Source organism: Haloarchaeobius salinus, from assembly GCF_024464185.1.
GTDB classification, from domain to species: domain Archaea; phylum Halobacteriota; class Halobacteria; order Halobacteriales; family Natrialbaceae; genus Haloarchaeobius; species Haloarchaeobius salinus.
This window is the reverse complement of record NZ_JANHAU010000002.1, coordinates 250816-270809: the sequence shown is the minus strand read 5'-3', so window position 1 is coordinate 270809 and position 19994 is coordinate 250816. Positions and strand designations below refer to the sequence as shown.

Sequence of the window (19994 nt, the reverse complement as noted above, 5' to 3'; positions counted from 1 at the left end):
CCGAGTATCCGGCGAGCATGAGCGAGGACGCCTTCGAGGCGACGGTCGCGGCGGTCCGCGAGCGGGTGGATCCGTCGCCCGCGGAGCGAGAGCGCCTCCGGTCGGTCGCCGACGAGCTGGTCGAGCGGGCGCAGGCAGCAGCCACGGAGCGCGTCGCGGACGCCGACGTTGTCCAGGTCGGGAGCACGGCCCGGGGGACGTGGACGGCGGGCGACCGCGACATCGACGTGTTCGTGCGGTTCCCGACGGATATCGACCGGGAGGCACTGGAGCAGTACGGGTTAGAGGTCGGCCGCGCGGTGCTGCCCGACGGCCACGAGGAGTACGCCGAGCACCCGTACGTGAAAGGCGAGTACGAGGGGTTCGACGTGGACCTCGTGCCGTGTTTCCGCGTCGACAGCGCGACGGAGATCCGGTCGGCGGTCGACCGGACCCCGTTCCACAACGCCTACCTCGGCGAACGGCTGGACGACGAGCTTGCGGGCGACGTGCGCGTCGCGAAGGCGTTCTGCAAGGGCATCGGCGTCTACGGCAGCGACCTCCGCACGGAGGGGTTCTCCGGCTACCTCGTCGAACTCCTGGTGCTCGGGTACGGCGGCTTCCGCGAGCTCGTCGCGGCGGCGGCGGACTGGCACCCGCAGGTCGAGCTCGACCCGGAGGACCACGGCACGCGGTCGTTCGACGACCCGCTCGTCGTCGTCGACCCGACGGACCCCGAGCGAAACGTGGCCGCGGTGGTCTCGCCGACGAACGTGGCACGGTTCCAGCACCACGCGCGGGCGCTGCTCGCGGATCCGGACCCGGAACGGTTCGAGCCGCGCGAACTCGACCCGCTCTCGCCGGCCGACGTGCGCGAGCACCTCGACGTTCGGGGGACGACACCCGTGGCGGTGCGGTTCGACCCGCCGGACGTGGTCGCGGACCAGCTCTGGCCGCAGCTCCGGAAGTCGCTGGACGGCGTCGCCGACGAACTCGACCGGCGCGGGTTCGACACCTTCCGGGCGACCGCGCTGGCCGACGAGACGGCGGCCCTGTTCGTCGAACTCGCCGTGGCGGAGCGCCCGGCCGTCGAACGCCACGCCGGCCCGCCCGTCCACGTTCGCGACCACGCGACCGGCTTCTACGAGAAGTACGCCGGGATGGACGAGAGGCCGCCGTACGGGCCGTTCGTCGACGACGACCGCTACGTGGTCGAGCGGGGACGCGACTGCACGAGCGCGGCGGCGTTCATCCGGAGCGACCGGCTGTTCGACGTGGCGCTCGGCGCGGGCGTCGAGCGGGCGCTCCAGGACGGTTACGAGGTGCTCGTGGGTGACGAGGTCGCGGTGCTCGCGGAGGAGTTCGGCGAAGAACTGGCGGTCTACTTCTCGCCGCGGCCCTGACGCCGGTTCGCGGTCGGTGGCGACCGCCGTGGGTCAGTCGAGGTCGTGTGCGGCGCGAACCTCGCCGAGCAGGTCGGCGACGTCCTCGTTGACCTCGCCGTCGGGGTCGATGGGGTCGCGGCCGTCGAACGTCTCGTGGACCATGGCGACCCCGTCGGCGAGCACGTCCAGCCCGTAGCCGCCCTCGAGGACGAACGCGATGGGCGCGTCGACGCGCTCGCAGAGGTCACGGAGTCGGGCGGTGAGGACGGCGTAGCCCTCAGTCGAGAGGCGCATCCGCGAGATGGGGTCGTGCCGGTGCGCGTCGAAGCCCGCGCTGACGAGCAGGAGCCCCGGGTCGAACCGCTCGATCGCCGGCTCGACCGTGCGCTCGAAGACGGTGGCGTAGTCGTTCGTGTCCGCGCCAGCGGGGAGCGGGACGTTCATCGTCGCCCCGTCGCCGTCGTCCTCCCCGGTCTCGTCGACGTCGCCGGTGCCCGGGTAGAGCCCGTCCTCGTGGACGGACGCGAAGAACACGTCGCCGCGGTCGTAGAAGATGTCCTGCGTGCCGTTGCCGTGGTGGACGTCCCAGTCGACGATGGCGACGCGGTCCACGTCGCGCTCCTCGATGGCGGTCTGGGCGGCGACGGCGACGTTGTTGACGAAACAGAAGCCCATCGCGTCGTCGTAGATGGCGTGGTGGCCCGGCGGTCGACCGAGCGAGAACGGCGTGTTCCGGCCCTGTTCGCCGTCGAGTGCGCTCGTCGCGGCCCACTGGGCACTGCCCGCGCTCTTCAGCATGGCGACCCAGGACTCCTCGACGGCGGTCGTGTCGGGGTCCCAGTCGCCGCCGCCGTCGGCGCAGAACTGGCGGACCTCCTCGATGTAGTCGGCCTCGTGGACGCCCGTGATGGTCTCGACGGACGCCGGGTCGGGGTCGACGTACGCCACGCTGTGCTTGCGCTTCAGCCCCTCACGGATGGCCCGCAGGCGGTCCGGCGTCTCCGGGTGCCGTGGGCCGGTGTCGTGCTCGAGACAGCGGGGGCTGTATCCGAACTTCATCTCATTCGAACAGGGCGAAGTACGTCTCGATGTCTTCGGCCTTGATGGTGCGTCTGTCTGCGTGGCGCGCGAGCGTCGCGGCCGCCGCCGCGACGTTGTCGGCGTAGTCCTCCAGGATGTCCGCGAGCGCGACGCGGGCGTCCATCGCGACCCGATACGAGTCGTCGATGTCGAGGCGGGCGATACGGTCGACCGGGGCGACCGGCAGCTCCAGTTCGTCCTTGTCGATGGACGCCTCGACGCCGAAATCGCTCGCCATCAGCGTCTTCCGCCCGTCCGCCGTGGCGACCTCAGCCGCGTCCTTCGCCAGCGCCGCACCGTGGAGCTGGATGCGTCGTGCCAGCTCCTCTGCGGCACCGGCGCTGACCCGAAGGTCGCCTGCGTTCCGTCGGATGATGGAGTCCACCGGGGCGAACGGTAGCTCAACGCTCATACCCTGAACCGAGTTCTCCCGTCCCTTTGTAGTTTTCCGTCACGCCAGCATCGGCCGCGACTCGGTCGATGCAGGCCAGAGTGGGTCTCGTTCGGTGCGCCCGGGACCGGACCACCGCCTCAGAACACGTCGGCGGCGTCGAGCGTGCCGTCGGAGACCGTGCCGCGGACCGTGACCTCCTGGCCGAGGTGGACGTCCGCGTCCGTCTCGACGCTCATCGTTTCCTCGCCGTCGTCGAGGATGACCGGCGAACCCGCCTGTACGACGGTGCCGGTGAACTCGACGACCTCGCCCTGGAGCGACGCCGAAGCGGAGCCGCCTGCGCCGCCCGAATCGGCGACCGCGGTGCCCGCGTCGTCGGTCGTCCCGGTCCCGTCAGCACCGTCGTCCGCGTCCCCGCCAGCGAAGGCGTCGAGTCCGGTCGCCTGCTCGTCGACACCGTCGCCGTCGTCGCCACCGGGTGCGTCGCCAGCACCGTCGAGGACGGTCACGCTCGCACGCCACCCCGCCGAGGCCTCGAGGTCGTCCTGCCAGCCGTCCTGTATCTCGACGTCGGCGAAGGCGACCCTGTCACCGGGTCCGATGTTGTAGTCGGCCTTGTCGCCCCAGAGCGCGACCCGGATGTCGCCCGTCTCGTCCTGCACGCGGATGTTCCGGACCTGCCCCTCGCTGCCGTCGTCCCGGTCGAACGTCCGCTTCGGGTCCGCCGACCGGATGACGCCGGCGATGTCGACCGTCTCGTCGAGCTCCAGTGCCTCGATGGGCGTGCTCTCCGGCTCGTACTGGATCTCCTCGTCGAGCTCCTCGATGGCCCCGCGCTCGCCGACGTGGAGTTCGAGGCTCCCGTCGCGCTCGCGCACGTAGCCGTCGACGACCTCGACGCTCGTCCCCGCCGAGAGCTCCTCGACGGTGTCGGCCTGCCCGTCCCACATCGTCACGCGGATGCGCCCGGTCGGGTCGCCGAGGGTGAGGTTCGCGACCTTCCCCTCGGAGCCGTCGTCGCGGTCGAACGTCCGGATGGACTCGGTGTCGAGGATGCGTCCCTTGGTGTTCACGTCCGAGAGCCCCAGCGAGAGGTCCTCGACGCGGTAGGAGTCCCGGATCTGCACGTCGATCTCGGCGTCCTCGTCGACCTCGACCTCGTCGACGTTCACCTCGATGCCGTTGTAGCCCTCCTTCGGCCGGCCCTTCACGCGGAGCACCTGCCCGACCTCGAGTTCGTTCTCGGCGGCGGCGGCCTTCTCGTCCCAGAAGGCGAGCCGGAGCGAACCGGTCTCGTCGGCCACGTCGACGTTGACGACGCGGCCGTCATCGGCGTCGTCACCGTCGCGCTCGAACGTCCGCACGTCGCCGATGGCGGTGACCTTCGCGAGGAACTTCACCTCGTCCATCCCCGGGGCCACGTCGGCGATGCCGTTGACCTCCTCGTCGCGCAGCTCGTGCGCGATGAGCATCGCCGCCGTCTCCTCGTCGGCCAGTCCCCCCATCTGCTCGACCTTGGCCTCGACGGCCTCCTCGAACTCCTCGAAGGAGACGTCGGCCTCGAGGTCCTCGTAGACGTCCTCTATAGCGCCCATAATCCTAGAATTTCGCAGGGTTGGGCGTCGCTTAAGCGTTGTCCTTGCAGTGGACGGTCGCCTCTTGCTGGTGGTTTTCGCGTCCATCGCCGGCTGAACATACCCGACGCTTGGGCGGCTTCCTTCAAGAACTTCGGGACGGTCACGTGCCCGTCGGTCAGTGCCCGGTCAGTGCGGCTGGACGTTGCGCGACTCGGTCGTGACCGTCGTCGTCTCACCCTGGCTCGCGTGCTGGACCTCGACGGTGCCCGGGAGCGCGTCGGCGAACGCGAAGCGTGCCTCGTACTGGACCTGTCCGAGACACTGCTGGCACGCGTCGGCGTCGGCCGCTTCGACACCGACGACGACCGTGAGCGTGCCGTCGGACACCGCGGCACGCTCGACCGTCGCGACGTGGCACGGGTCCGACGCCATGATGGAGCCGTCGACGCGCACCGTCGACGAGCCACCGTCGAACGTCACCGCGGCCTCGCTGGTCGAGCCACAGCCGGTGTCGGTCGTGGTGATGTCCCGGGACTGCAGGTCGGGACTGGTCGGCTCCCCATCGTCCGAGACGTCCGAGTCCGACGAGTCGTCGCCGTCGGTCGTGCCATCGCTGTCGGAGTCATCGTCGCTGTCGGTCGTGCCGTCGCTGTCGCCGCCTTCGTCATCGCCGCTGTCTCCGTCGTCGCCGCCTTCGTCATCGCCGCCATCACCGCCGGAGCCACCGGACCCGTCGGTCGGCGTGCTCGTGTCCTCCCCGCCGCCGCCCGGGGCGTCGTCGGTCTCCAGCGAGCCGATACAGCCCGCAATCGATCCGATCGCCGCCACTGTACCCGCTTTCGTGAGTAGCTCCCGTCGCTTCATACTCCAACCGACGTTCCCTAATTTCAAATCCCTTTCCCACGGTGAAAATCTCGTTTCAGTTGCGAACCCGAGACGAACTGCGTGACAGATGCCCGCACACGTCGCGGGCCCACCACATCGTAACCCTCTTATCCTTCTCCGCGGAACGTGTAGATGAGTCCGGGTAGGGTAGTGGACTATCCTCTTGGCTTGCGGAGCCAGGGACCGGAGTTCAAATCTCCGTCCGGACGTTTCTCTCCAGCGCAGAACCGTGAGCGCCAGCGAGCGGTTCGTCCGCGCTGGAGGAAACTCCGCAACGGAGATTTGAGCAGCGAGCGCAGCGAACGGAGTGAGCGAAGCGAGTGAGTTCAAATCTCCGTCCGGACGTTCCTTCGTTCCTTCACTTCGTTCAGTCACTACGTCACGTCCGGCCTGCCCCCGCTCGCTACGCTCGCGGGGACTCCGTCCGGACGTTCCGCTCGACGCAACGACGACGAGCGCAGCGGGGATCGACACACCAGTAGCCCAGAGAGCCGTTGTACATATCCGAGATTAAAAGATGGTGTGTGTTCACAAAGGACAGATATGGCCGGAGAGATGGAGCACCCGCTGTCCGCCCTCGGTCGTCTGCCACCGCTGACAGCCGGGAACCTCGCTCTCGCGCTCCTCGGACTGCCGCTGTTCGTCGTCCTGCTGGCGGTGACCAGCACGGATGTTCGGACGGTGACGACCATCGGCGTCTACTGGGCACTGGCGCTTCTCGTCGTCGGCGTCGCAGTGAGGGGTGAAGGGCTCTCCGTAGCCGACCTCGGGTTCCGGCGTCCAGCCCTCGTCGACTTCGGCTACCTCTTCGCGACGTCGGTCGGTATCATCCTCGTGTACACCACCACACCACCGCTGATAGAAGCGCTTGGCCTGCCGGTGAGTGAGGGAACGACCGCGGTAGGAGCCGGTGTCGGGATCGGTCTGGCGCTCTTCCAGTCCGTGACCATCGGGATCGTCGAGGAGGTCCTCTACAGGGGCTACCCGATCGAGCGACTGCTCGCGTACACGGACAGCTCGCTCGTCGCCGGTGGGGTGACGTGGCTCGTGTTCACCGCCGCCCACGCGATGAACTGGCCGGCCGGAAGCCTGCTCCAGACCTCACTGGTTGCCGCAGTCCTCACCGTGGTCTACCTCCGCCGACGAACGCTGGTCCCCGTGGTCGGCGCACACGTCCTCGTGTGGGTCTTCGCGACACTCGGACAGTTCTACGGCTAGCGAGCAGGTGACGGCGTGGAAAGCCAGCTGTTTCGCCTGCTGTCCACGTTGGCCGCTCTCCACGAACAGTCTCCGGACCCGGTCCTCACGGCGGTACGATGACCGCCCGCCCCTCAATCTCGCCGTGTTCGAGCCGTTCCGCGACGTCGTTTATCTCGTCGAGGTCGTGTCGTTCCGTACGGAGTTCGACGTCGCCGCGCTCGACGAGGGCGACGAGCTCCTGCAGCTCGGCGTAGCGGCCGACGATGTTGCCCTCGTAGGAGAACTCGCCGTTGACGAGCGCCTGGCAGGGTGCGTGGACGTGGCCGCCGTAGCCGATGACGTGGTGGTCGCCGCCGGCGGCGACGATGTCGGGGGCGTAGCCGGTGGTCTCGTCCGCGCCGACGAAGTCGAGCACCTGCGCAGCGCCGACGCCGTCGGTGAAGCTGTCGAGGACGGCCGGGACGTCGCTCTCGGTCGGGTTGACGGTGTGGTCCGCGCCGCCGTCTTCGGCGAGTTCGAGGGCGGCGTCCTTGAGGTCCACCGCGACGACGTCGGCGGCGCTCATCGCGTCGAGGCACTGGACGCCGATGTGGCCGAGGCCGCCGATACCGATGACGACCGCGGTGTCGCCAGGGTTGAGCCGCCGGGTCGCCTTCTTCGCGGCGTGGTAGGCCGTGATGCCCGCGTCGGCGTGCGGTGCGATGTCGACGGGGTCGACGCCGTCGGGGAGCCGGACGACGGCGCGCTCGTTCGTCAGCAGGTACTCCGCGAAGCCGCCGTCGGTGGTGAGCCCGTTGAACGACTGGTTCTCGCAGTACATGTCCTCGCCCTGCCGGCAGGGGCGGCAGGTGCCACAGGTCTGGACGGGGTGGCAGACGACGGTGTCGCCGGGCTCGACCAGCGTCACCGCCGAGCCGACCTCGGTGACGGTGCCGGCGTTCTCGTGGCCGAGCGTCATCGGGAGGTCCTGGTCGACGTACTCCGTCCACATCCCCTCGATGATGTGGTTGTCCGTCTGGCACCAGCCCGCGCCCTCGACCTCGACGACCACGTCCGTGGGGTGCGTCGCCGTGGGGCGGTCCACCTCGTCGACGGAGAGCCCGTGACTCATGTCCTCGGTGTACTCGTGGAGCCGTGCAGCGTGCATACTCGACCCATCGGGTGCCGTGCCAATAAGTGTCAATGCCGGGGCCGTCGAACCGGAAAGGGGTTTCCGGCCCGCCATCGTAGCCGGGGGTGAATGCGCGAGCACCTCCGGGCGGGCATCGCCGTCTTCAACGCGGGCGACTTCCACGACGCCCACGACGCGTGGGAGGACCGCTGGCTCGACCTCGAGTCGGACACCGACGACGAGCGGCTGCTCCACGGTCTCATCCAGTTCACGGGCGCAGTCCACCACGGCTACGGCCGCAACTGGACGGGCTGTGTGGGGCTGGCCGAGAGCGCGGACGAGTATCTCTCCGGGCTCCCCGACGACTACCGCGGTATCGACGTTGCCCGTGTGCGGCGCATCCTCGCCGGGATCTCGCGGGACCCGGAGGTGCTGTACCGCCGTGGCGCGCCGTTGCTCACCCACGAGGGTGCGCACGTCCTGCTCGAGGACCTCGACTTCGAGGCGGCGGCGGTCGCCGCGGGCGTCTACGCGGAGCGCGAGGGCTACGACGAGACGGTGGTCGACCGCGGGGTGGCCTACGCTCGCGATGCCCTCGCCGACGGACTGGAGAACAGCCGGTTCGTCCACCTCGTGCGGGACTTCGCCGCCGACCCCGCCAATCGCGGCATCGTCCACCAGCGCCTCGCCGGCCACGTCGAGCAGCGCCGCCACCGCGAGCGCGACGTGGAGGGCCTGTTCGACTGACCCAACCTACCCCGGGTGCGGCGTGTAGTCGGCCCCCACACGGATGTCGAGCGCCCCCGACGAGACATCGAGCGCGAGGCATTCGTGCTCGCTCAGCTCGCCGTCGCGGCTGAACGTGATGGGCTCGCCGTCGGTGTCGCGGACGGTCACCCGGGCGGCCTGGAAGTGCGTGACGTTCTCGCTGCCCGACCCGAGCAGCCGGTGCTGGACCGCCTCCGCGACGAGGTTGCTCGTCGGCATCTGCTCGACGACGGCCACGTCGAACAGCCCGTCCTCGAGGTCGGCCTGCCCGCCCTCCTCGACGAACTTCCGGGCGTTGCCGACGAGCACGCAGAGCGCCTCGCCGGACCAGCGCTCGTCGCCGTGGTCGGTCGCCAGCTCCAGATCGATGGAGAGGGGTTCGAACTCCAGCGCCTCCTGCGCGCCGGTGACGAGGAACGCGAGCGTGCCGAAGCGAGCCTTCAGATCGCTCGTCGCGGCGACGCTCGCCTCCGCGGGGAAGCCCGCGATACAGGAGACGGCGAACGGCTGGCCGTCCGCCATCCCGAGGTCGATGGTGCGCACGTCGCCCGTGTCCGCGATCTCGATGCCCTGCTCCATGTCGACGACGCCGATCTGTCGGGCGAGGATGTTGGCGGTGCCGGCTGGGACGACCGAGAGCGTCACCTCGTCGAGGTGGTCCGCCGCCGACAGCCCACGCAGCACCTCGTTCACCGTGCCGTCGCCGCCGACGACCGCGAGTTCGGAGACGCCGTCCCGGCCGGCCGCCAGCGCGAGCTCCACGCCGTCCTCGGGTCCCTCCGTCTCGTGGACCGCGAAGCCACGGGCTTCGAGCAGCCGTCGCGCGTAGTCCGCGTGCCCGCCGCCGCCGCTGATGGGGTTCACGATGGCACGCCGGGACCCGACCTGCATACCCGGTTGGACGGCGGCCTGCTATTTAAGCACGGGCGGTCGTCGGTGACGGTTCAGTCCGTCCAATCCGCCGAGTTGTCCAGCGGCTCGTAGCCGAGCACCTCCCTCGCGTTCTCCAGCGAGTAGTACTTCCGGTCGTTGTCCGAGATGCCGTAGACGATCTCGTAGTCGTAGTCCGCCGTGAGACAGCAGTCGAACAGGTGCGCGCAGTCCCGGTAGGAGAGCCACATCGCCTGCCCGCGCTCGTAGTCCTTCGGCGGGTGGCCCTTCGTGAGGTTGCCGATGCGGACCGCGACGAACGAGAGGTCGTGCTCGTCGTGGTAGTAGCGTCCGAGGAGTTCGCCGCTGGCCTTGGAGACGCCGTAGAGGTTGCCCGGTCGCGGCAACTCCGACCCGTCCAGCCGGAACTCGTCGTGGGTCCGGTAGAGGTCGGGCTTGCGCTCGGTCTCGTAGTGCTTGACGGCGTGGTTCGAGGAGGCGAAGGCGACACGCTCGACGCCGGCGTCGACCGCCGCGGAGAGCACGTTCTGGGTGCCGTCGATGTTGTTGGCGAGCACGCTGTCCCAGGGCGCTGTCTTCCGGGGGTCGCCGGCGAGGTGGACGACCGCGCCACAGCCCTCGACCGCGTCGCGGATGGCGTCCTCGTCGGTCACGTCGGCGACGACGAACTCGCCGGGGAACCGGTCTGGGTCGGTCGGCGGGTCGCGGTCGAGGCACCGCCACTCGTAGTCGTCGGCCAGCTCCTCGAGGATGGCGGTGCCGACGTGGCCGGACGCGCCGGTGAGCAGGACGGGGTCGTCCATTCGGTCGGAGGGACGACGGGGGACAGTAAGTACGATGTGGTTTTGCGCGACGGCTCAGTCGCCGGTGGTCCAGGTGGTCTCGCTCCAGGCGCTCGCGGCACGGTTGACGGCCGTGGCGTAGTCGCTCAGCAGGCGGGCAGGGGCGGCGGCCAGCACCGCGATGCTGTCGCGGTCGCCGGCGTCCTCGGCGTCGCCGTACGAACGGCGGACGGTGAGGGTGTGGCCGCAGTCGGGGCAGATCAGGGCGGTACCCGACGAGTGGTCCCGGAAGAGCCAGTCTCCATCGGACGAACTCTCGTGGTCGCAGGCCCCACAGAACAACGTGGCCTTGCGACGGGTGCGTGTGCCGTCGCCGGGTGCGTCGACACGGGGGTTGGTCATACTAGACGGGACGTTCTCGACGGGTAAAAGCCTCTCCTGCGTGTGTGTACCGTAGTCGAGGGAGGAGTATGTACCTCCCTAGTGCCCCTTGTATCACCCGAGCGCCACGTCGAGCGAGAGCATCACGACCACGCCGAGCATCGTCCCGAGCGTGGCGACGCGCTCGTTCCCGCGGGCGTGGGTCTCCGGGACGATCTCGTCGCTGATGACGAACAGCATCCCGCCCGCCGCGAAGCCCATCGCGTACGGGAGGATGGGCGCGGCGATGCTGACCGCCAGCGCGCCGAACAGCGCGAGCGGGATCTCCACCAGTCCGGCCCGGATACCCGCGAACGCGGCGTAGAACCGCTTTCCGAGCCCGGCGTTGACCGCGGCGACGGACACCGCGAAGCCCTCCGGGATGTTCTGGATGCCGATGGCGAGCATCAGCGAGATGGCGTTGCCCAGCGCGGACTGGCCGTCGACGGTCGCTCCCGGGTCCAGCGCCGCCGAGCCGAGGCCGACCCCGACGGCCAGCCCCTCCGGCATGTTGTGCAGCGTGATCGCCACGATGAACAGCAGGACAGACGCGACCCGGGCGTCGTCGCCACGGCCCTCGTCCCGGGTCTTCCCCGTGACGAACACGTGGACGTGTGGCACCCACTCGTCGGCCTGGTCGAGCAGGAGCACGCCGAGCCCGAAGCCGACGACGACCGGGAACAGGCTCCCGCCCGCGAGCTCGATGCCGGGCAGGATGAGGCTCGTGTAGCTCGCCGAGAGCATCACGCCCGCCGCGAAGCCGAGCAGCCCGTCGAGCTCGGGCTCCGAGGGGTCGGTCCAGACGAACACCAGACACGCCCCCACGAGGTTCATCCCCGCGATGACGAGCCCCCCGACCAGCCCCCAGACCAGCGCGTTCGTCCCGAACAGGTCGACGAACTGGGACTCGAGGCTCATCCCGTCGTGCCTCCGTTCTGCATCATCGGGTGCGTTCTCGGTGCGGTCGTTTCAGTGTTACCCCCCGTTAGCAGTTGTTTGGGCGTGGGTCGACGGGAGCGTCCCTCGCGCGGATGGTAGAAAAAGTGAATCGACGCCCTACTCCGCCCCGACCGCATCCAGCCGGGCCATCTCGTCGTCGGTGAGTTCCAGCGCGGAGGCGGCGACGTTCTCCTCGACGTGGGCGACGCTGCCGGTGCCGGGAATCGGGAGGGTCACGTCGGAGTGCCCGAGCAGCCACGCGATGGCGACCTGTTGCTGCGAGGCGTCGTGCGCGTCGGCCACGTCGTCGACGGCCGCGGCGACGTCGTCATCGAGTTCGCTCGCGCCGAGGGGGTACCACGGGATGAAGCCGATGCCGTGGTCCTCGCAGGCGGCGAGCACGTCGCTCTCCTCGCGGTAGCCGACGTTGAACCGGTTCTGGACGGTCGCCACGTCCACGATGTCGAGGGCGGTCTCCAGTTGCTCGACGCTGACGTTGCTGACGCCGACGTGGTCGACGACGCCGTCGTCCTTCAGCTCGGCGAGGGCGTGGATGGAGTCCTCGAAGTCGGTGTCGGGGTCGGGGCGGTGGTACTGGTAGAGGTCGATGGTGTCGACGCCGAGGCGGTCGCGGCTGCAGAGCACGGCGTTCCGGAGGTAGTCCGGGTCGCCGTGGGGGAGCCAGTCGCCGTCGCGGTTCCGGAGGAGCCCGCCCTTCGTCGCGACGACGAGGTCGTCACGCCTGCAGTCGATGGCCTCGCCGAGGATGCGCTCGGAGACACCGGGACCGTAGGAGTCCGCGGTGTCGACGAGGTCCACGTCGAGCTCGACCGCGCGCTGGGCCACGCGTCGGGCCTCGGCCTCGTCGTCGGGCGGCCCGATGATGTCCTCGCCGGTGAGCCGCATCGCGCCGAAGCCGAGGCGGTTGACCGTCGTCTCGCCGTCCAGGTCGAACGTCTCCGACTGGTTCTGTGTCGCCATGTAGGGTGATGCGGTCGCCGGACCCAAGAGTGTCAGCCTCCCGGTCGTCACGGCCGGGACCGTTCGAACCGACCGCGGTCAGCGAGTCGCGTCGGCACCGGGTGTACCAGCGGGCCACTCTGCGTCCACGGGTTCGACGGGCCGGACGGGCTCGCCGGGGTCGGCCGGGCGCGGCTCGGGGCCGGCGGGCTCCTCGACGGGCTCCGTCGGCTCCCCGGAGTCGACGCGGTCGAACGGCAGCTCGGAGACGGGCTCCCAGGTCTCCTCGTCGACGACGGTCAGGCCGTCGTTCGAGAAGACGTAGAGGTAGTCACCGACGTACGCCGCGCGGGTCGCCGGCGAGTCGGTCCGCACGAACGCCTGCTGGTTCAGCTCGGTGTCGAAGACGTAGCCGCCCCGTTCGGTCGGCAGGAAGAACACCTCGTGGCGCTGGTCGTAGAGGAACGCGTGGTGGGTCTGTGCGATGGCTGACCAGCGGGCTTCGAGGATGCGGGACTCCGCGACGGTCGGGTCCTGCGGGTCCGACACGTCGAACACCGTCGCCTTCACCTGGCCGTCCTCCTGCCCGATGCCGAGGATCCGGTCCTCCGAGAGCGGGTGGAGGTAGCGCGAGAAGCCGGGGAGCTTCAGCTCGCCCTGTATCTCGGGGTTCTCCGGGTCCGAGAGGTCGAGCGTGTAGAACGGGTCTATCTCCCGGAACGTGACGACGTAGGCGGTGTCGCCCTCGAAGCGCACCGAGTATATCTGCTCGGTCTCGCCCATGTCCCGGGCCGAGCCCTGCACGTCGAGCGAGCCGTCGAGCGTGTACACGTCGTTCACCGAGGTCGCGCCGTGCGGGTCGACCGTCGTCGCGATGCGCAGCGTGCCCTCGTGCTCGTCGAGCGCCCACTGGTTCAGCGGCCGACCGGGCACCGCGCCCGTCTCGGCGACCGAGAGGGAGTCGCCCTCGCGGTCGATGCGGACGATGCCGGAGCGCAGCAGGTCGCGCTTGCGCTCGTCGACGTACTCCTCGTAGCCGGACTGGAGGTCCGACCGGAGCTGGTCGCGCTCGTCGGCGGGCTGGCGGGCGAGCCAGTCCTGGACGAGCGCGTGGAGCTCGGTCATCCGGGCGCTCCGGGTGAGGTCGTACGTCGCCAGCTCGTCGAGGCGGTCGTGGGCCGTCTCGTCGAGCATCGCGCTGCTCTGCAGGTACGCCTGGTACGTCTCCGCGTAGGGCACCCGCTGCGTGTAGGTCAGGTACACCGAGTCGTTCGTGACGTACGTCGCGGAGTGCTGGCGCGTCCCGAGGAACGTCACGCGGTCGTGCTCGTCGCCGGTGTGCGGGTCCATCGAGACGACGGTGTAGGTCACGGAGGCGTCGGCGTCCGCGCCGGGGTGGTACACGTCGCCGCAGGCGGTGCCGGGGCGGTCGGTGAACGGCTCGACCGGGCACGGGTCGTCCAGCGAGACGCCCTGCTGGAGGACGAGCACGAGGCGACCCTCGGTCATCCGGGCGGTCTGGATGTGCGAGTTCAGGCCGACCTCCCACACCTGCTCGGGGTTCTCGCGGTCCGAGATATCGTAGCCGGTGACGCGCTCGTTCGAGAGGACGACGAGGGTGTCGTTCACGAGCAGGAGCTGACCCGAGTCGGGGATGCCGCCGACGATCTCGGGCGCGGCGGGGTCGCTCGCGTCGATGAAGCGGGTCCGGCCGTAGCCGTCGTCGCGGACGTAGCCGCCGCCCCAGTAGCGGCCGTCGGCGTAGTACAGCGTGTCCTGCCCGGTCTTCAGCCGGTCGGGCTCGTCGACCCCGCCGACCTGCACGTTGGTGTCGGAGATGCGGGCGTCGCTGCCGCCACCGTCGCTGCCGCCCGCCCGCTGGCTGTTGGTCGCGGCGTCGGCGGTCTCGACTTCCACGTCGTCACCAGCCTGGAACGTGACCCGACCGCCACCGCCGCCAGCGAGGAACGTCCCGCCGCTGTCACGCTGTGCCGCCCTGACGTACTCCTCGAACGCCGCGTCCGACCCGAACTGTTCGACCGTCGCCTCGCCGTCGACCGTCGGCGGGTCGGTCGTCGGTGGGTCGGTCGCGTCGCCCGGACTGTCCGTCATGAGCGCGAAGGCACCCACGCCGACCGCCACCGTCGCGATGGCGGCCAGCAACACCACTACCTGGAGGGAGCGTCGCATACACGGGGAGACGACACCCGACATAAAGGCCGTATCGCTGGCTGAAACGGCGGTTTCAGCTTGCGAGGGCAACCGTTTTCACGGTTCGGGCGGAGTGGGTGGGTATGAAGGTGCTGCTGGGAATCGACGGGAGCGACGAGTCGATGAGGACGTTGCGCAAGACCATCGACCGCACCCTGGAGGCCGGCGACGACCTGACCGTCGTGGTCGTCCCGAAGGACGAAGCCAAGCGCTCGCAGGACGAGATGGCGGCCGCCGCCCGCGAGCTCGTCGGCGACGCCGGCCTCGACGTCGAGGTCCGCGTCGTCTCCGGCGACCCCGGGAGCACGCTCGTCGACATCGCGGAGCGCGAGTCGTTCGACCAGCTCGCCATCGGCGGCGGCACGGAGAGCCCGATGGGGAAGATACGGCTCGGGCCCATCACCGAGTTCGTCCTGCTGAACGCGAACGTCACCGTGAGGCTCGTCCGATGACCCGTCAGCGAGTCTACCCCGAGGAGCCGGCCGGTCCGTTCCCCGAGCCGCCACAGACGTTCGCGGACAGGGAGGACCGGGAGATATCGGTCGTGACCGCTGCCGACGCTGACGTCGACGCCGTCACCGAGATGTACTGCGACTTCGACCCCGCCGACCGCGCCCAGGGCATCCCCCCGACCGGCGAGGACCGCATCCGCGAGTGGCTCGACACCATCTTCGGCGAGGGGCTCAACGTCGTCGCCCGCGACGGCGACACCGTCGTCGGCCACGCGACGCTCGTCCCCGACACCGCCAACGGCGAGGGCGACGAGTGCGCCTACGAGCTCGCCATCTTCGTCCTCCAGTCCCACCAGCGCGCCGGCATCGGCCGCAAGCTGCTCACCACGCTGCTCGGCTACGGGAAACGCGAGGGCATCGAGCGCGTCTGGCTCACCGTCGAACGCTGGAACCGCGCCGCCGTCGAGCTCTACCGCGACGTCGGCTTCGAGACGTGTGGCTCGGAGAGCTTCGAGCTCGAGATGTCGCTGCGGCTGAGTGGGTGACACCCCCACCAGTTCCCACCGCCGGCGGCGATCGAGTGGTCGTCCGCGCGAACGACGCGAGCGCGGTTCCCCGACTGCGAGGCCGAAGGCCGGGCAGCCGGCCTTTTCCACCCATGGTTTGCGAGGAGTGGTGCCGGAGCGAAGCGGCGGCAGCCGACGCTGAGAAAGGTGGGCTTACACCGACAGCAGCGGCTGGCTCGCGTACAGCAGCACGTACTCGGCCGCCTTCGCCAGCACGTCGCCCGCGTCGTCGGCCATCGACTCGCGCGGGACGACGATGAAGTCCGCGCCCAGCTCCTCGGCGGTGTCGAGCACGACGCTGCCGGGGTGCTGGGTCTTGCGGTGCGTGGAGAAGCCGTACGCCGTCGACGTCGACAGCTCGACGTCCTGGTCGGCCGCCACCGCGACGGTGTCGTCGACGAACGACTGCGCCTCCGTGGCGACCTCGTCGTCGTCGATCACACCCTCCTCGATGGCCCGCGTGACGTCCTGCCCGACGACGTACACCGCGTGCACCCTCGCGTCGTAGCTGCCCGCAATCGCCACCGCGTACTCGACCGCCGTGACGGACTCGTCGCTCCCGTCGACCGGCACGAGTACGAGGTCTACGTCGAGCGCCTCGGTCATGTGCGGGAGTGCGTCGGCACGCACCAAAAACGTGCCCCCTCGTGCGTGGGTGGCGTCCGCTGTCGGTGTCGCGGACCGAGAGAGTTTACAACTATTGTAAACTTTGGGCCTGCTTCATCGAAGAACCAGCCGGGTGGCGCGCGGCTGGCGAGACTGTGCGAGCGCAGCGAGCACGTCGAGCCATTCCGCGCGAGGGACGAGAAGCGCAGCGGGCGGGAGACGCGACCGCCAGGGAGCGTCTCCACGCGGAACGGCGAGCGCCAGCGAGCCGTGGAGCAGCGAGCATCGCAGGAGGTTGGGGGGGTTCGAGGGCGGTTGCGGTGCTGTGCGGGATGGGACTGAAAGGGGCCGCGTTCTCGACGAACCCCGACGCAGCAAGCACCGCAGGAACGAGGAGCGCAGCAAGTCGCGGGAGTGGAGAACGCGGGGGCTTTCTGGCTGTTCGCGGTTCAAGTGAGTCCCACGATTGACGGGGTTTTTCCGACTGCTGTCGGAACCAGCAACCCTCACGACAAACCGAGAAGCCACTCACTACTCACACTCACCCACCAAGAACAGACGAGGAAGGTATTTACCCGCGACCCGCTAGCCGACGGACATGTACGACTTCGTCGTCGTCGGTGCCGGACCCGCCGGCTCCCGATTCGCTCGGCGTGCGAGCGAGGCGGGCCACGACGTGCTCGCGCTGGAGCAGGGCCGCGTCGGCGAGCCGCTGGCGTGTTCGGGGCACGTGAGCACCGACATCTGGGAGTTCACCGGACCCGAAGCGCGGTCGGAGCTCCTCCAGAACGAGGTGTTCGGCGCGCGCTTCCACGTCGGCGGACCGGGGTCGGGTTCCCACGTGTTCTACAAGCACGACGTGGTCTCGAACGTCATCGACCGCGTGGGGCTGGACCGCCATCTCGCGGCGCTCGCACGCGAGGCGGGCGCTGACCTGCGCGAGGAGCACACCGTCACCGAGGTCGAGGAGGAGCGCGATTCAGTCACGGTCACGGCCCGCGGCCCGGACGGCGTCGGGACGCACGAGGCGAAGATGGTCGTCGGCGCGGACGGGCCCACGTCGCGAGTGCGCAAGGCACTGAACCTGCCCGAGCCGGGCGAGCTGCTCCACGGCGTGCTCGGCTTCGACCCGGACGCGGACCCGGGGGACTTCGTGGACGTCCACCTGACCGCGCCGCGCTTCTTCGCGTGGCGCATCCCGCGGGCCGACGCGGGCGTGGAGTACGGGCTGGCGTGTCCGCCCGGCCAGCAGGTGAACGAGCTGTTCGACGAGCTGGTCGCGGGCTACGGAGCCGACATCGAGAGACGCTGCTCGGGGCTCATCCCGGTCGGGCCGCCGGGCGTGGTGACCACGCGCCGTGGCCTCCTGGTCGGCGACGCCGCCGCGCAGACGAAGCCGTTCACCGGCGGCGGCATCCTCTACGGGATGACCGCGGTGGACCACGCGGTGCGCACGGTGGACCCGGACGACCCGCGCACGCTGGCGGACTACGAGGCGGCGTGGCGCGACGACCTCTCGACGGAGATCCGGCTGGGCCACCTCATCCGGAAGGCGTACTCGCTGCCGGAGCCGATCCAGACGCTCGGGCTCGCGTCGGTGTCGGGCGAGATCGGCGTGCACATGGACCGCCCGACCAGCGTCCTCTCGGTCGAGCACCTGAAGAAGATGCTCCGCCCCTGAGGCGGGCGTTTTTATCGGGTCGGGCGCTAGAGCGGCGCATGAGTGATGACACCGCCGCCAGCGCGAGCGGATCGGTCGCCGCCGATGCACGTGACTCGGTCGCCACCCTCTACGGGGCCCCAACCATCGTCAGCCTGAGCGACGTTCACGGCTACCTCGACCGGGCCCGCAGCGCGCTCCTGACGCTCTCGGACCACGACGCCTTCGACCCCATCGTCGAGGAGCGGGACGACGGCCGGCTGCACTGGGCCGGCAACGACTACGTCTTCGTGTTCAACGGCGACGCGGTCGACCGCGGGCCGGACTCCGCGGGCTGTCTCGCCCTGGTCGACCGGCTCCGTGACGAAGCGCCCGAGGGCCACGTGCGCCAGCATCTGGGCAACCACGAGTGGTTCTGCCTGCTCCCGAACGACCCCGAGGACGGCAGCTGGTACTGCGACGCCGTCCCCGACGACCGACGGCGTGCCATGTACGACGCCATCGTCGACGGCGACATGGCCGTCGCCTACGAGGGGTACAACTACACGTACAGCCACGCCGGCCAGCCCGACGGCGTCGACCCCGCTGCGGTGAACGACGAGGCAGCGGCGGCCGCCGCGGACCTGCGCTCGGTCGTCGGCACGTCCGAGGACGACCTCCGGAGCGTCGTCGACCGGTTCGGCGAGTATCCCGTGTTCGACGCCGGCCTCCACATCCTCGACGGGGGCGACGGCCACGTGAAGGGCCCGGGCGCTGGCCCGCTCTGGCTCGGCTTCGACCACCTTCCGGCGGCCGCACCACCGCAGATCGTCGGCCACACCCGCCACGAGGAGCCCACGAGAACCGGGAACGTCGTCTGTGGGGACGTGGTATTGAACAACCGCGAGACACCGGGCGGCGAGGCCGTGCTCGTCGAGACGCCGGACTCGCTGCGGGCGCTGGTCAGGCAGGGCGGCGGCGGTGTGGAACTGCGGGAGGTGTAGGGAATCTACGCTTCGGGGTACGCCGGCAGTCTGGCGGAGCGGTCGCTCCCGTCGACGAACGGCAGGTCGACGACCGCGGCGTCGGTTTCGTCACCCTCGTACCGGACGCTCAGGTCCGTCTCGCCGTCGGCGGCGTCCCACTCGACGTACGCCAGCGCGATCGGCCGCTCCAGCATCGGGCTCTCGACGGCACGCGTTACCTCGCCGACGGCGGCGTCGCCAGCGAAGACGGCCGCGCCGGACTCGGGGACTGCGTCGGGCTCCACCCCGACCAGCCGCTTGCTCGGGCGACCGCGGTTCTCGACGCGGGAGACGACCTCCTGGCCGACGTAGCAGCCCTTCTCGAAGTCGAGCGCGTTCCGGATACCGGCGACGTTCGGGATCCTCCCTTCGAGTTCGGTGTCGAACGTGGGCGTCCCGGCTTCGAGCGTCAGCGCGTCCCACGTCCGGTAGCCGAACGGCGCGGCGTTCAGTCCGTGGTTGACGAGCGTGTCGAACACGCTGGCGGCGGCGTCGGCGCTGCAGACGACCTCGTAGCCCTCGTCGCCGGCGGGCGCGTCGCTGGCGATGACGGTGACGCCGTCGTCGCCCATCGAGCCGCGGTCGAACGAGAGGTGGCCCTCCGGGCTGCCCGCGCCGTTCAGTACGCTCGCTATCTTCTCGGTGGACTTCGGGCCGTGGACGCCGAAGGTGGCGAACTCGTCGGTGGCGACCCGGATATCGACGTCCTGGATGAACACCTTCTCGGCCCAGTCCTCGGCGAGCGGTTCGGCGCGCTGGGGCGGCGTAAAGAGCAGGAGTCGCTCGCCCGCGTTGTAGACGTACATGTCCGTCTCGATGCCGCCCTGCGGGTCGAGGAGCAGCGCGTAACAGCCCTGGCCGTCGTCCGCCGGAACCCGGTTGGAGACCGCGTTGTCGACGAACTCGACGCGGTCGTCGCCGGAGACGACGAGGACGCCGTAGCCGAGCTCGATGACGCCGACGACGCGCCGGACGGCCTTGTGCACCCGCTCCGGACGTCCGTAGTGATCGACGACCCGACGGCCGCCGCGCTCCGTGAACGTGGCTCCGTGGTCCGCGTGGACCGACTCGATGACCGTCATTCTCTGTGCCGAGGTTGGCGTCGTTCGCGGGTAAAGGCTCCC

The 19994-nt window shown here is 69.8% G+C and carries 20 protein-coding genes and 1 tRNA gene; 8 read left to right on the top strand and 13 right to left on the bottom strand.

Annotated features, from left to right (window positions below):
- Positions 1–17 precede the first annotated feature (17 nt).
- Positions 18–1382, top strand: coding sequence for a CCA tRNA nucleotidyltransferase (cca, locus tag NO345_RS07940; protein ID WP_256298113.1), 1365 nt, complete (start codon positions 18–20; stop codon positions 1380–1382).
- Positions 1383–1415: 33 nt separating this feature from the next.
- Here the strand turns inward: cca and NO345_RS07935 are convergent, their stop codons facing one another.
- The 4 genes from NO345_RS07935 to NO345_RS07920 all read right to left on the bottom strand — a co-directional run bounded on the left by NO345_RS07935 (position 1416) and on the right by NO345_RS07920 (position 5279).
- A complete protein-coding gene (locus NO345_RS07935; RefSeq protein WP_256298111.1) occupies positions 1416–2423 on the bottom strand; it encodes a histone deacetylase family protein in 1008 nt (335 codons plus the stop codon).
- Between the two features lies 1 nt (position 2424).
- Complete coding sequence (locus NO345_RS07930) at positions 2425–2856, bottom strand: histone (protein ID WP_256298109.1); 432 nt, start codon at positions 2854–2856, stop codon at positions 2425–2427.
- Between the two features lie 119 nt (positions 2857–2975).
- Entirely contained in the window at positions 2976–4433 is a 1458-nt protein-coding gene (locus NO345_RS07925) for a single-stranded DNA binding protein (protein ID WP_256298108.1), read from the bottom strand.
- Between the two features lie 168 nt (positions 4434–4601).
- A complete protein-coding gene (locus NO345_RS07920) occupies positions 4602–5279 on the bottom strand; it encodes a hypothetical protein (RefSeq protein ID WP_256298107.1) in 678 nt (225 codons plus the stop codon).
- Positions 5280–5436: 157 nt separating this feature from the next.
- Between NO345_RS07920 and NO345_RS07915 the strand changes: the two genes are divergently transcribed.
- Both NO345_RS07915 and NO345_RS07910 read left to right on the top strand, forming a co-directional pair.
- A tRNA-Arg gene (locus tag NO345_RS07915) sits at positions 5437–5509 on the top strand.
- Between the two features lie 334 nt (positions 5510–5843).
- Positions 5844–6518 (top strand): CPBP family intramembrane glutamic endopeptidase, encoded by a 675-nt coding sequence (locus tag NO345_RS07910; protein ID WP_256298106.1) that lies wholly within the window; start codon positions 5844–5846, stop codon positions 6516–6518.
- 85 nt (positions 6519–6603) lie between these two features.
- Here the strand turns inward: NO345_RS07910 and NO345_RS07905 are convergent, their stop codons facing one another.
- Complete coding sequence (locus tag NO345_RS07905; RefSeq protein WP_256298105.1) at positions 6604–7647, bottom strand: NAD(P)-dependent alcohol dehydrogenase; 1044 nt, start codon at positions 7645–7647, stop codon at positions 6604–6606.
- 93 nt (positions 7648–7740) lie between these two features.
- On the opposite strand from NO345_RS07905, the gene NO345_RS07900 reads away from it, so the two are divergent.
- Positions 7741–8358 carry a DUF309 domain-containing protein gene (locus NO345_RS07900; protein WP_256298103.1) on the top strand — a complete coding sequence of 206 codons (618 nt, stop codon included), beginning with the start codon at positions 7741–7743 and terminating at the stop codon, positions 8356–8358.
- Positions 8359–8364: 6 nt separating this feature from the next.
- On the opposite strand, the gene NO345_RS07895 is transcribed toward NO345_RS07900, so the two are convergent.
- From NO345_RS07895 to NO345_RS07870, 6 genes are all read right to left on the bottom strand, one after another.
- Positions 8365–9270, bottom strand: coding sequence for a diacylglycerol/lipid kinase family protein (locus NO345_RS07895; RefSeq protein WP_256298101.1), 906 nt, complete (start codon positions 9268–9270; stop codon positions 8365–8367).
- Between the two features lie 53 nt (positions 9271–9323).
- Positions 9324–10073 carry an NAD-dependent glucose-6-phosphate dehydrogenase Azf gene (azf, locus tag NO345_RS07890; protein WP_256298099.1) on the bottom strand — a complete coding sequence of 250 codons (750 nt, stop codon included), beginning with the start codon at positions 10071–10073 and terminating at the stop codon, positions 9324–9326.
- Between the two features lie 54 nt (positions 10074–10127).
- Entirely contained in the window at positions 10128–10454 is a 327-nt protein-coding gene (locus tag NO345_RS07885) for a DUF8106 domain-containing protein (protein ID WP_256298097.1), read from the bottom strand.
- A gap of 93 nt (positions 10455–10547) precedes the next feature.
- Complete coding sequence (locus NO345_RS07880; RefSeq protein WP_256298095.1) at positions 10548–11390, bottom strand: ZIP family metal transporter; 843 nt, start codon at positions 11388–11390, stop codon at positions 10548–10550.
- A 138-nt stretch (positions 11391–11528) separates the two neighbouring features.
- On the bottom strand, positions 11529–12392 hold the full coding sequence (locus NO345_RS07875) for an aldo/keto reductase (protein ID WP_256298093.1): 864 nt from the start codon (positions 12390–12392) through the stop codon (positions 11529–11531).
- Between the two features lie 78 nt (positions 12393–12470).
- Complete coding sequence (locus tag NO345_RS07870) at positions 12471–14561, bottom strand: beta-propeller domain-containing protein (RefSeq protein ID WP_256298091.1); 2091 nt, start codon at positions 14559–14561, stop codon at positions 12471–12473.
- A gap of 104 nt (positions 14562–14665) precedes the next feature.
- Between NO345_RS07870 and NO345_RS07865 the strand changes: the two genes are divergently transcribed.
- Both NO345_RS07865 and NO345_RS07860 read left to right on the top strand, forming a co-directional pair.
- A complete protein-coding gene (locus NO345_RS07865; protein WP_256298089.1) occupies positions 14666–15034 on the top strand; it encodes a universal stress protein in 369 nt (122 codons plus the stop codon).
- A complete protein-coding gene (locus NO345_RS07860) occupies positions 15031–15579 on the top strand; it encodes a GNAT family N-acetyltransferase (protein ID WP_256298087.1) in 549 nt (182 codons plus the stop codon). The genes NO345_RS07865 and NO345_RS07860 overlap by 4 nt, the downstream gene beginning before the upstream one ends.
- A 174-nt stretch (positions 15580–15753) precedes the next feature.
- On the opposite strand, the gene NO345_RS07855 is transcribed toward NO345_RS07860, so the two are convergent.
- Complete coding sequence (locus tag NO345_RS07855) at positions 15754–16206, bottom strand: universal stress protein (protein WP_256298085.1); 453 nt, start codon at positions 16204–16206, stop codon at positions 15754–15756.
- A gap of 598 nt (positions 16207–16804) precedes the next feature.
- Here NO345_RS07855 and NO345_RS07850 point away from each other — a divergent pair.
- Together NO345_RS07850 and NO345_RS07845 are read left to right on the top strand one after the other, a co-directional pair.
- Positions 16805–17887, top strand: coding sequence for a geranylgeranyl reductase family protein (locus NO345_RS07850; protein WP_256298083.1), 1083 nt, complete (start codon positions 16805–16807; stop codon positions 17885–17887).
- A gap of 38 nt (positions 17888–17925) precedes the next feature.
- Positions 17926–18849 carry a metallophosphoesterase gene (locus NO345_RS07845; protein ID WP_256298081.1) on the top strand — a complete coding sequence of 308 codons (924 nt, stop codon included), beginning with the start codon at positions 17926–17928 and terminating at the stop codon, positions 18847–18849.
- A 5-nt stretch (positions 18850–18854) separates the two neighbouring features.
- On the opposite strand, the gene ygfZ is transcribed toward NO345_RS07845, so the two are convergent.
- On the bottom strand, positions 18855–19952 hold the full coding sequence (gene ygfZ, locus NO345_RS07840) for a CAF17-like 4Fe-4S cluster assembly/insertion protein YgfZ (RefSeq protein WP_256298079.1): 1098 nt from the start codon (positions 19950–19952) through the stop codon (positions 18855–18857).
- Positions 19953–19994: the final 42 nt, after the last annotated feature.